Origin of the sequence: Gaetbulibacter sp. M235, from assembly GCF_043876835.1 — a bacterium.
Classification (GTDB): domain Bacteria; phylum Bacteroidota; class Bacteroidia; order Flavobacteriales; family Flavobacteriaceae; genus Yeosuana.
Genome location: NZ_JBAWJZ010000001.1, coordinates 565636 through 577928, shown reverse-complemented (window position 1 = coordinate 577928; position 12293 = coordinate 565636). Strand labels below are relative to the sequence as shown.

General features: G+C 32.8%; 10 protein-coding genes and 1 tRNA gene. 7 read left to right on the top strand and 4 right to left on the bottom strand.

What is annotated here, in order from left to right; genetic code table 11:
• The first annotated feature begins 92 nt into the window (after window positions 1-92).
• Window positions 93-662, top strand: coding sequence for a hypothetical protein (locus V8G69_RS02615; protein ID WP_394880173.1), 570 nt, complete (start codon window positions 93-95; stop codon window positions 660-662).
• Between the two features lie 365 nt (window positions 663-1027).
• Here V8G69_RS02615 and V8G69_RS02610 read toward each other — a convergent pair.
• Together V8G69_RS02610 and mce are read right to left on the bottom strand one after the other, a co-directional pair.
• Window positions 1028-1101: transfer RNA gene (locus V8G69_RS02610), tRNA-Ile, on the bottom strand.
• Window positions 1102-1156: 55 nt separating this feature from the next.
• Window positions 1157-1558 (bottom strand): methylmalonyl-CoA epimerase, encoded by a 402-nt coding sequence (gene mce / locus V8G69_RS02605; RefSeq protein ID WP_394880172.1) that lies wholly within the window; start codon window positions 1556-1558, stop codon window positions 1157-1159.
• Window positions 1559-1657: 99 nt separating this feature from the next.
• On the opposite strand from mce, the gene rbfA reads away from it, so the two are divergent.
• Both rbfA and V8G69_RS02595 read left to right on the top strand, forming a co-directional pair.
• Complete coding sequence (gene rbfA, locus V8G69_RS02600) at window positions 1658-2062, top strand: 30S ribosome-binding factor RbfA (RefSeq protein ID WP_394880171.1); 405 nt, start codon at window positions 1658-1660, stop codon at window positions 2060-2062.
• Window positions 2063-3268, top strand: coding sequence for an ABC transporter permease (locus tag V8G69_RS02595; protein ID WP_394880170.1), 1206 nt, complete (start codon window positions 2063-2065; stop codon window positions 3266-3268).
• Window positions 3269-3284: 16 nt separating this feature from the next.
• On the opposite strand, the gene dusB is transcribed toward V8G69_RS02595, so the two are convergent.
• Together dusB and V8G69_RS02585 are read right to left on the bottom strand one after the other, a co-directional pair.
• Complete coding sequence (gene dusB, locus V8G69_RS02590; protein WP_394880169.1) at window positions 3285-4280, bottom strand: tRNA dihydrouridine synthase DusB; 996 nt, start codon at window positions 4278-4280, stop codon at window positions 3285-3287.
• A gap of 90 nt (window positions 4281-4370) precedes the next feature.
• The gene (locus V8G69_RS02585) at window positions 4371-5498 is read right to left on the bottom strand and encodes a T9SS type A sorting domain-containing protein (RefSeq protein ID WP_394880168.1); all 1128 of its coding nucleotides are present in this window, start codon (window positions 5496-5498) and stop codon (window positions 4371-4373) included.
• 127 nt (window positions 5499-5625) lie between these two features.
• Between V8G69_RS02585 and lepA the strand changes: the two genes are divergently transcribed.
• The 4 genes from lepA to V8G69_RS02565 all read left to right on the top strand — a co-directional run bounded on the left by lepA (window position 5626) and on the right by V8G69_RS02565 (window position 12293).
• Entirely contained in the window at window positions 5626-7422 is a 1797-nt protein-coding gene (gene lepA / locus V8G69_RS02580) for a translation elongation factor 4 (protein WP_394880167.1), read from the top strand.
• A gap of 325 nt (window positions 7423-7747) precedes the next feature.
• Window positions 7748-8950 (top strand): glycogen synthase, encoded by a 1203-nt coding sequence (glgA, locus tag V8G69_RS02575; protein ID WP_394880166.1) that lies wholly within the window; start codon window positions 7748-7750, stop codon window positions 8948-8950.
• Between the two features lie 98 nt (window positions 8951-9048).
• Complete coding sequence (locus V8G69_RS02570; protein WP_394880164.1) at window positions 9049-10314, top strand: glucose-1-phosphate adenylyltransferase; 1266 nt, start codon at window positions 9049-9051, stop codon at window positions 10312-10314.
• Window positions 10315-10355: 41 nt separating this feature from the next.
• Window positions 10356-12293, top strand: coding sequence for an alpha-1,4-glucan--maltose-1-phosphate maltosyltransferase (locus V8G69_RS02565; protein WP_394880163.1), 1938 nt, complete (start codon window positions 10356-10358; stop codon window positions 12291-12293).

The following is a 12293-nucleotide window of genomic DNA, read 5'->3' as shown; positions in this document are numbered from 1 at the left end:
GTTGTAGCCCGCTACAACTTTTGTGTAACTTGACAGGGATGAAGCCCGCAATCGGCTACTATTCTTATACGAACCGTAAGCAATTTCAGAAAATGAGAAACCTACTTAAACTAACATTAATTTTAGGCATAACTGTTCTCTCAACAAATTGTGCTGCTTTCGGAACTAAAACGCTTTATAAAAAAGAAACTATAGTTCTGACAAAACCAAAAATACTCGGATTTAGTCAACTCGAAAATGAACCAATAATTGACCAAATTGTAAACGGAACTTCTGAGAATTATGACAAAATAATGAGTTCTGAACTAAAAAAAATGGAGATTGAATCTAAAAATATACTATACCCAAACTTTGAAAAATGGACTGACCTTGAAAAACAAAAAATATCCGATATATGTACTTCAAATAAATTGGACGGAATCATTTTTACACAGCTTAAGTTCATTAATACAAAATATAGCATGATGCTTATTCCAATTGGCAAAAGTCAAGACACAGAAGTTGAAATGCAATATTTTGACTCTGATGGAAATTTGGTTTTGCATACAAAACACAACACACAAAAAGGAAATTCTTATTTGGATTATCCTGATGCAGTAAAAACTGTACCCGATGGAATTAAAGGTGCTTTAAAAAGAATATTTAAGGAAATAGAAAAATAAAAAAACTGCTTGCAACAATTTATAACCGCAATTACGGCGGATTCGACTACGTCCGAATCCACTCGGAATTGCTAACTTCTGTGCATAACCGAAAATAATCGCTAATTTAACCCGTAACTGACGGTTATAGACCGTTATAGCCATCCCTAAAAATAAGGCAATTTAAATTTCAAAAGCTATTGGAGTTGAAGTAAGTTTGCTTTTTGAATAATAAAATCCATTTAATAGATACTAGTATTCCATCAAAACTACTCAAAAAACAAGAAATTATGTTAAAAAATGTTAAATTTTGAAGTGTTTGCAAATTGTTTGCAAATAAAAAAGCCTCAAAGAGCAAAAACTCTGTGAAGCCTTGATTTTACTAGTGGTCCCACCTGGGCTCGAACCAGGGACCACCTGATTATGAGTCAGGTGCTCTAACCAACTGAGCTATAGGACCGAAATTGGCTGCGAATTTAATACTATTTTTATAACTCTACAAGAAATTTATTTGTTTAAATTATTTCTTGACATAGCTCTATAAGTACTCCATTTGTGGCTTTAGGGTGTAAAAACACAACAAGTTTATTATCAGCTCCTTTTTTAGGGGTTTCATTTAACACTATAAACCCTTCATTTACCAATCTTTTTACTTCTTCAACTATATCATCAACATCAAAAGCTATATGATGAATTCCTTCTCCTTTTCTATCAATAAATTTAGCAATCGGACTTTCTGGATTTGTGGCTTCTAAAAGCTCAATTTTATTACTTCCAACTTTAAAAAAAGATGTTTTTACACCTTCACTTTCAACGCTTTCAGTTTTGTAATGTGTTTCTCCAAAAAGTTTTGAAAATAATAGGTTTGAAGACTCTAAATTTTTAACCGCAATTCCTATGTGTTCAATTTTATTCATTTTATGTCGTTTAAATGAAGATACAAATTTTGCAAATCAAAAGTAAGATAATCTTTAAATATCCTGTATTTTTGCTCCATAAACTAATGGAGTGAAAAAATGAGTAACGTAGAGGAAAGTCAAAGACAAAAAAAAATAGGTTCTGTATTACAACGCGATTTGGTTGATGTATTACAAAATGCTGCCACACAAGGAGGTATGCAAGGCATTCTAATATCTGTATCAAAAGTAAAAGTAACTATTGATTTATCTGTGGCGAAAGTATATTTAAGTATTTTTCCAAATAACAAAGGAGCCGAACTTATGGAAGGTATAAAATCAAATGCTCCTTTAATAAAACATGAAATTGCACAACGCACCAAACATCAATTAAGACGCATGCCTAAACTTGAGTTTTTTATTGATGATACTTTGGAATATATGGATCAAATTGATCAATCCTTAAAAGGAAAAGATAACCCTATTAAAGATCCAAGCATTTTAGATAAACGCAAAAAATCTTAATTGAATGTATCTCTTTACATAGCAAAACGATACTTACGCTCAAAAAGCAGTAACAATGCTATTAACTTTATAACCATTATTGCCGCAATAGGTGTAGTTTTAGGTGCAGCTTCTTTGTTTATTGTGTTGTCTGGTTTTGCTGGTTTAAAAGATTTCACGCTTCAGTTTTCAAGTATTGTGGATCCCGATTTAAAAGCCGAAGCTGCGATTGGCAAGTCTTTTATTCTAACTGATGATGACACCAAAAGATTAAAGGATTTAAAGGAAATTGCACTCTATTCAAAAATTATTGAAGAACGTGTAATTGTATCTATAGATGATAAAAATGATATTGTTACCCTAAAAGGTGTTGATGAATCTTTTCAAAGTGTTACCAGTATTGACTCTGTTATTGTTCAGGGAAGTTGGTTTTCTCAAGACAGTCATGAAGTAGTATCTGGTTGGGGTATTTCTAACAATCTTTCAATAGGTGTTTTAGATTTTTCAAAAGCGCTCAATATTTATGTTCCGAAACCCGGAAAAGGACAAATAACATCAACAAATAATGCGTTTAATTCTATAAAAGCAGTAAATACCGGAGTGTTTGATATCAATGAAAAAATTAATGATACTTATATTTTTTCATCCATTGATTTAGCAAAACAACTATTACACTATAAACCCAACCAAATTTCTGGTATTGAATTTAGACTAACTCCGGGTTCAGATGAAACCACAACAAAGGAAAAAATTCAGGCGATTCTTGGTGATAAGGTTATTATAAAAAACAGAGCGCAACTTAACGATGCACTGTATAAAATGTTAAACACCGAAAATCTGGCTGTTTACTTAATTTTTACTTTGGTGTTAATTATTGCGTTGTTTAATGTGATAGGCTCCATTATCATGATGATTCTTGATAAGAAAAAAACTTTAAACACCTTGTTTAATCTTGGAGCTACATTAAAAGAGATACGCCAAATATTCTTTTTTCAAGGAACTTTGATGACCCTTTTTGGAGGTGTAATCGGATTGTTAATTGGATTTATTGTAGTTGTTTTACAGAAAACTTTTTCCTTGGTTATGATCACTTCAACCCTAGCTTATCCGGTAACTTTAAAATTTGAAAATCTGGTTATTGTGTTTTTAACAATCTCCGTTTTAGGAATCATTGCATCAAAAATTGCTTCTGCAAGAATTACAAAAACTTTAGTGGAAGCACACTAAATTCTGGCTTCAATATTTACTCCGTAAACTGATAATCTGAAAATCTTTCGAGTACTTCGTCAAATGCTGCAAACACATCGGCAGACTGATCGCTTGTAACCATTTTAGTTCGGTAATCTTTAAAGTGTGGTATGCCTCTAAAATAATTGGTGTAATGTCTTCTAGTTTCAAAAATGCCTAAGGTTTCACCTTTCCAATCAATAGCCATTTGTAAATGTCTGCGAGCTGCTTCTACGCGTTCTTCAATAGATATTGGAGCCAAATGCTCACCTGTTTTAAAAAAATGTTTTACTTGTTTAAAAAACCATGGGTTGCCAATACTTGCACGACCTATCATAGCGCCATCAAGCCCATAAACATCACGCATTTCCATGGCCTTTTCTGGTGTGTCAACATCTCCATTACCAAAAACAGGAATATGCATTCTCGGATTATTTTTAACTTCAGCAATGGGTTTCCAATCGGCATTGCCTTTATACATTTGAGCCCGGGTTCTTCCGTGAATTGAAATGGCTTTACAACCCACATCTTGCAATCTTTCAGCAACCTCAACAATTCTTATAGAATCATGATCCCAACCTAATCGTGTTTTTACAGTTATTGGAATATTGGTGCGTTTAACCATTTCGGCAGTAAGTTGTTCCATCAAGCAAACATCTTTTAAAATACCTGCGCCAGCACCTTTGCTAACTACTTTTTTAACCGGACAACCAAAATTAATATCGATAATATCTGGCTTTGATTTTTCTACGATATCTATGGTTTGCAACATACTTTCTAAATTGGATCCAAATATTTGAATCCCAACAGGACGCTCTTTTTCATAAATATCTAATTTCATAATGCTTTTTGCAGCATCACGAATTAAACCTTCGCTTGATATAAATTCAGTATATACAACATCAGCTCCTTGTTCTTTGCATAATGCTCTAAAAGGTGGATCACTTACATCTTCCATTGGTGCTAACAATAAAGGAAAATCAGGAAGTTCTATGTTGTCTATTTTTACCACAATTTTATTTTTGGCGCAAAATTAAGTTTTTTTAACTAATTAGAAATAAATGAATTCATGTTGTACTAATTCATTTATATAAAGTGACGATTATTCTTTTACAATTTTTTTAATTATAGAATAATCGTTTCCGAAGTTAATTTTAACAATATAAATTCCTTTACTAAAATTACTCATATTTATATACGAGGCATTTCCGTTGTATAGTTGCGCTAATTTCATGTCGAAAACTTGAACCGAATTAACGTCTGCATTTTTAATATAAAGAAAATCATTCACTGGATTTGGATACAGAACAATGTCGTTTTTGGGTGATATGTCATCAACAGACAAAGCAACATCGTTTGTTGAAAAAGCAATTAATTTGGCATAATCAGAAAAAATACTCTGAGAAAAGGATTCAGACGTTATAAAATATCTGTTTTCATTGACATAAGTTATAGCTTCAGCTTGATCAAAACCAAATGTGGAAGCTATGGATGTTTTTGTATTTGTGCCGGAAAATATATCGATCCCAGTAAAATTTTTACTTTCCCAAAAAAAAGGTTGTAATGTGTCAGTATATCCAACTAAAAAAAGTTTAGCTGTTAAAGGATTATACGTTCCACCAGAAATTAATCCGCCACTATTTAAAGTAGTAACTAAAGGACTCAAAGCATATGTGCCTGATGATTTTGGAACTAAATAAGCTTTTGTAATTCCATTAACCCAATTCTTAGTAAATACAATTAAATTCGTTGCATTAAAAGAAACTAAAGCCTCTGCATCCCATTCGGTAGTATTTGAGCTTGAAGCAGTAAAGTCTATTTGATCAGAATAACTAAAAGCTATTGTTTGTGCATTTACTATTTCTGAACTTAAATAATCGTTTTTACTGATTTTGTAAATTTTTAAATCGGTTCTGTTTCCGCTAATGTTGTTGCCAATATCTCCAATATAAATGCTTGTCTCATCTTGAGTAATGTCTTCCCAATCAATATTTGTGGCGTTTAAAATGGTAACTTCTCGTGTTATTGAACCAGATATTGTATCCAACTCATAAAGTTTATTTTCTCCTCCAGAGTCATTATGAGTAATTAGTTTGTTGTTAAAAAAAATGGCTCCAGAAGATTCATTTAAAGTAGTAGGCAAAGCAAATTTTTCAATCGGTGTACTTATTTGACTAATAGAATTAAATGTTCCTAAAACAAAAACAGATATTGAAATTATAATTCTCATTGCTTAACTTTTTATAAATGATACAATTAACATAAAATTAATGATATATCCCAATCCTTTAAAACATTAAAAAATTACAGATAAATTCATCTATATTTGCAAATTAAATCTAGGTATAGATTGTTTTATGAAGAATATAAGAAACTTTTGCATTATTGCACATATAGATCACGGAAAGAGTACGCTTGCTGACCGTTTACTAGATTTTACTGGTTCAGTAACAGATAGGGAAAAACAAAACCAGCTACTCGACAACATGGATTTAGAACGCGAGCGAGGTATTACTATCAAATCGCATGCTATTCAAATGGAATACACCTACAAAGGTGAAAAATATGTTTTAAACTTAATTGATACTCCAGGCCATGTAGATTTTTCGTATGAAGTGTCACGGTCTATTGCTGCTTGTGAAGGAGCATTGCTTATTGTTGATGCTGCCCAAAGTATTCAGGCTCAAACCATATCAAACTTATACCTTGCTTTAGAACATGATTTAGAAATCATTCCAGTACTTAACAAAGTGGATTTACCAAGTGCAAACCCCGAAGAAGTTACTGATGATATTGTAGATTTATTAGGTTGTAACCCAGAGGATATAATTCATGCCAGCGGGAAAACAGGTTTTGGAGTTGATAAAATTTTAGCGGCTGTTATAGAACGTATTCCTGCACCAAAGGGCAATGTTGACGAACCTTTACAAGCGTTGATTTTCGACTCAGTATATAATCCGTTTAGGGGTGTTGAAACTTATTTTAGGGTCATTAATGGTTCTATAAAAAAGAATCAGCAAATTATGTTTATTGCCACTGGTAAAACCTATGGAGCTGATGAAGTTGGAACGTTAAAACTTACCCAGTTTCCTAGAAATGAAATTAAAGCTGGTGATGTTGGATATGTAATTACTGGTATTAAAGAGGCTAAAGAAGTTAAAGTTGGAGATACTATTACCGATGCAAAAAATCCAACCAAAAATCCTATTTCTGGTTTCGAAGATGTAAAACCAATGGTATTTGCTGGAATTTATCCGGTTGACACAGAAGATTATGAAGAGTTAAGAAGTTCAATGGAGAAACTACAGCTAAACGATGCTTCACTGGTATTTATTCCAGAAAGTTCTGCTGCTTTAGGATTTGGTTTTCGTTGTGGTTTCTTAGGCATGCTTCATATGGAAATCATTCAAGAGCGTTTAGAACGCGAGTTTGACATGACTGTCATTACAACCGTTCCCAACGTAAGCTATCATGCCTTTACCAAAAAACATCCTGAAACACCAATTATTGTAAATAACCCAACAGATTTACCAGATCCTTCTGGCTTAGATCGTGTTGAAGAACCATATATTAAAGCAACCATCATCACAAAATCAGACTTTGTGGGTAATGTCATGTCGCTTTGTATTGATAAACGAGGCATCATAACACATCAAACTTACTTGACAACAGAACGTGTTGAACTTAGTTTTGACATGCCTTTGGCAGAAATTGTGTTCGATTTTTACGACCGATTAAAAACCATTTCAAAAGGCTATGCTTCTTTTGATTATCATCCAATTGGGATGCGTTCTTCAAAATTAGTGCGTGTTGATATTTTATTAAACGCCCAACCTGTTGATGCGCTTTCTGCATTAATTCATGCTGATAATGCTCAAAATATAGGTAAAAAAATGTGTGAAAAGTTAAGAGAACTTATACCAAGACAACAATTTGATATCCCTATTCAAGCCGCTATTGGTGCTAAAATTATTTCTCGAGAAACCATAAAAGCTTTACGAAAAGATGTAACGGCAAAGTGTTATGGTGGAGATATTTCTCGTAAAAGAAAGCTTCTTGAAAAACAAAAGAAAGGAAAAAAACGAATGCGTCAAGTAGGTAATGTTGAAATACCTCAGGAAGCGTTTATGGCTGTTTTAAAATTGAATGATTAAATTTTAATTTTTAAATAATACAATAAAAAGAGCATCAAGTTATAATTTGATGCTCTTTTTTATTAAAATAAGTTATAATAAACTCTTTATTAACTAATCCTTCATTAAAATCCATTATAAACTTCAAAATAGAATACTGAAAAATTCATTTTAGTTGAAATATTCTTAGTGAATTTTAACTTTTTAAAAATTATCAATAATAGTACTATACGCATACCTATCCTTTGAAATAATATTTTTAAGTTTATAGGCAACACGTCTTTATTGTGTGATTGTTAAAATTACTAGGTATACGTTTGTTTTTAAATAATTTTATTGGTTTCTTATGAAGGTCCTTTTTTATACTAGAGAATTTCCTCCTTATGTTTATGGTGGTGCAGGTGTTCATGTTGAATATTTGGCAGAAGAGCTTTCAAAGCTTATGGAAGTAGATGTTAGATGCTTTGGAGATCAGGAAAAACTAAATGGAAATTTAACAGTTAAAGGATATCCTTATGATAATCCTGTTTTTAATGATAGTAATTCAAAACTTAAAGCTGTTTTTCAAACATTAAGCACGTGTATTCAAATGAATGCTGAAGACAGCAATGCAGATGTTGTACATTGCCATACTTGGTACGCTCAATTTGCGGGTATTGTAGCTAAACTTTGTTATGGAATTCCTTTGGTAATTACAACACACTCATTAGAACCTTTAAGACCTTGGAAAAGAGAACAATTAGGCAGAGGCTATGATGCATCGTCTTGGGTAGAAAAAACGGCTATTGAAATGGCCGATGCGGTTATTGCCGTTTCCAAGGAAACCAAAGAAGATGTTTTAAAATATTTTAATGTAGATGAACACAAAATTAAGGTTATTTACAACGGTATCAATCTTCAACAATATGTGGTTACTAATGCAACTTCAACTTTAGAAACTTATGGTATTGACAAATCAAAACCCTATGTGCTTTTTGTTGGTAGAATAACAAGGCAAAAGGGAATTATTCATTTAGTAAATGCCATAAAATATATTGACCCACACACTCAAATTGTATTATGTGCTGGCGCTCCTGATACACCAGATATCGCCAAAGAAATGGAAGATAGTGTGGCAGAAGTGAAAAAAACCAGAAAAAATGTGATTTGGATTGAGAAAATGCTTGAGAAAAAAGAAGTTATTCAGCTTTATTCTCATGCAGATGTGTTTTGTTGTCCGTCAATTTATGAACCATTCGGAATTATAAATATTGAAGCTATGGCTTGTGAAACAGCTGTTGTTGCAAGTGCTGTAGGAGGCATAAAAGAAGTCGTGGTAAATGGGGAAACTGGTATATTGGTACCATTAGAACAACAAACAGAAGCTCCTTTTGAACCGGTAAATCCTGATAAATTTTCTAGAGATTTAGCTAACGGCATCAACACATTAATAAAAAACAAAGAGATGAGAGAATCAATGGCTAAAAAAGGAAGAAAACGCGTGGAGGATTATTTCGATTGGACGGCCATAGCTAAACAAGTGGAAGGATTATATAAATCTTTGCTCTAAACAATAAAATTAATTATTAAAAAAATTGTACTTTAACAGAGCGTGTTACTTTTAAATAAAAAACACTCAAATTTACATAACTCCTTAAACTAATAAACATGATTAACGATAAGGTTTTAGCTATCATTTTAGGCGGTGGTCAAGGTTCAAGACTACACCCGTTAACCCAAGAAAGATCAAAGCCGGCTGTACCTATTGCAGGCAAATACCGACTTGTAGATATTCCTATATCTAACTGCATCAATTCCAACATTAAGCGCATGTTTGTGTTAACACAATTTAATTCCGCTTCGTTAAACAGGCACATAAAAGACACCTATCACTTTAGCTTCTTTAGCTCTGCTTTTGTAGATGTTCTTGCCGCAGAACAAACACCTCACAATAAAACTTGGTTTCAAGGTACCGCTGATGCTGTTAGACAAAGTATGCATCACTTTTTAAGACATGATTTTAACTATGTGCTCATTCTTTCTGGCGACCAATTGTATCAAATGGATTATAGGCTAATGATTGACGAACACATAAAAAATAATGCCGAAATATCCATTGCAACTATCCCTGTTAATGGTAAAGAAGCAACCTCTTTTGGTATTTTAAAAGCAGACGACCAAAATGTAGTTACCTCATTTATTGAAAAACCGGACGCTAGCTTGTTACCCGAATGGACTTCTGAAGTTAGCGCTGAAATGAAATCTCAAGGACGACATTATTTGGCCTCCATGGGTATCTATATTTTTAACAGAAACCTCCTTGTTGAGTTAATGAACGACCCAACAACCAACGATTTTGGAAAAGAAATCATTCCACAATCCATTAACGACCATAAAACGTTGAGCTATCAATATGAAGGCTATTGGACAGATATTGGAAATATAGACTCTTTTTTTGAAGCCAATTTAGGACTTACTGATGACATCCCTCAATTTGATTTATATGACAAATCAAGGCGCATATATACAAGGGCTAGAATGTTGCCTACCACCAAAATATCTGGAACTGTATTGAATAAAACTGTTATCGCCGAAGGGTGTATTATTGGCGCAGCAAAAATTGAGCAATCTGTTATTGGCATTCGTTCAAGAATTGGTAAAGAATCTACCGTTATTAACACCTATATGATGGGTAGCGATTATTATGAAACTCTTGAAGAAATTGAAAATCATAAAATAAAAATACTTTTAGGTATTGGTGAACGCTGTTTTATTAAAAATGCTATTGTTGACAAAAACTGCCGTATTGGTGATGATGTTAGAATTAATGGAGGTAAACATTTAGAAGACAAAGAAACAGATATGTATGTTATTAAAGAAGGTATTGTTGTTATTAAAAAAGGTGCTATAATTCCAGTTGGCTATGTTATTTAATGACTGATTAAAAAATTTATTGATTCTAATCTACTACTATAATGCAAAATCAAAAACGGGTCGTCATTGACTATGTTTCCCCTAAAATAAACGATGGTGATTTTTTTATAAAACGAGTTGTAAATGAAATTATAACCGTAAATGCTCATGTACTTGTCGATGGTCATGATGTTATAGCGGCATCTGTTTTATATAAACATGAAAAGGATAAAAATTGGAAAGAAGTTCGTCTTCAACATCTTGTAAATGATGAATGGCAAACCTCTTTCACGGTTGAAAAACAAGGTTATTACACGTATAAAGTTGAAGGTTGGGTTGATTACGCCCTTAACTGGCAACATGGTATTGAAAGAAAAATTGATGACAATCAATATGTAAAGTCTGAATTGCTTGAAGGTATTGAGTTTCTTAAAAAAATAAAAGATAAAACAGAGAAAAACGATTCACTTTTCTTAGACCACCTTATAAATATTTTTGCAGACGAACACCAATATGAGGAAGCAATTAAAGAAGCAACTTGTGATAGATTGCATCAAATTTTCATCAATCATCCTCAAAAATTTTTAGCAAATACTTCAAAGGATTTTCCTGTTTATGTTGACAGATTAAAAGCTAGATTCAGCACATGGTATGAATTTTTTCCTCGTTCTACCTCAGAACACGAAGGTGTTCACGGAACCTTTAAAGATTGTGAGCGTTTATTACCAAGAGTGGCTAAAATGGGATTTGATACCTTGTATTTTCCTCCTGTTCATCCTATAGGCGAGGTCAACAGAAAAGGAAAAAATAATACGACAACTGCTCATGATGGCGATGTAGGATCTGCTTGGGGAATTGGTTCGAAATACGGTGGACATAAAGACTTGCACCCACAATTAGGCTCTGTTGAAGATTTTAAATCGTTAATTCAAAAAGCTAAAGAGTTTAATATTGAAATCGCCATGGATTATGCGCTTCAAGCTGCACCAGACCATCCTTGGGTAAAAGAACATCCGCAGTGGTTTAAATGGCGTCCAGATGGCACAGTTCAATATGCTGAAAATCCTCCGAAAAAATATCAAGATATCTTGCCAATTTATTGGGAAAACGACGATTATAAAAACCTATGGCAAGAATGCTTAGATATTTTACTGTATTGGATAGATTGTGGTATTCATGTTTTTAGAGTAGATAATCCACACACAAAACCTTATTATTTTTGGAATTGGGTAATTGCACAAGTCAAAGCAAAACATCCGGATGTATTGTTTTTAGCTGAAGCATTTACTAGGCCAAAAGTAATGCAACAATTAGGTAAGCAAGGTTATACGCAATCTTATACTTACTTTACTTGGCGAAATACCAAACACGAATTGATTGAATACGTTGAAGAACTAACCAAAACAGATCAACGTGAATATATGCGTCCTAATTTTTGGCCAAATACTCCAGACATTAACCCAATGCATTTACAAGGCGCTAATGAGTCTAAATATATTCAGCGATATGTATTGGCAGCAACCTTAAGCTCTAACATTGGTATTTATGGCCCTGTGTTTGAATTTATGATTGATGACGCGGTTCCGGGAAAAGAAGAATATCTTAATTCCGAAAAGTTCCAGTTGTGTCATTATGATTGGAACAAAGAGAATAAATTAATAACCATTATCACTAAAATAAATCAAATTCGTCATAATAACGAAGCGCTTCAACAAACCAATAACATTAAATTTTGCTACATAGAGAACAATAATTTATTGGCTTTTTACAAGTGGAATGATTCTAAAACCAACGAACTATTAATTATCATTAGTTTAGATCCTTACTATTCTCAGCAAGGCTCCGTGCAAGTGCCTTTACATGAATTAAATGTTCCTCACGGACATCTTATACAAATGCATGATCTTCTAACTGAAAACATATATAATTGGCAAAGCGAATGGAATTATATTGAATTACACCCAACTTTACCATTTCATGTTTTTAAAATAATTAAATAG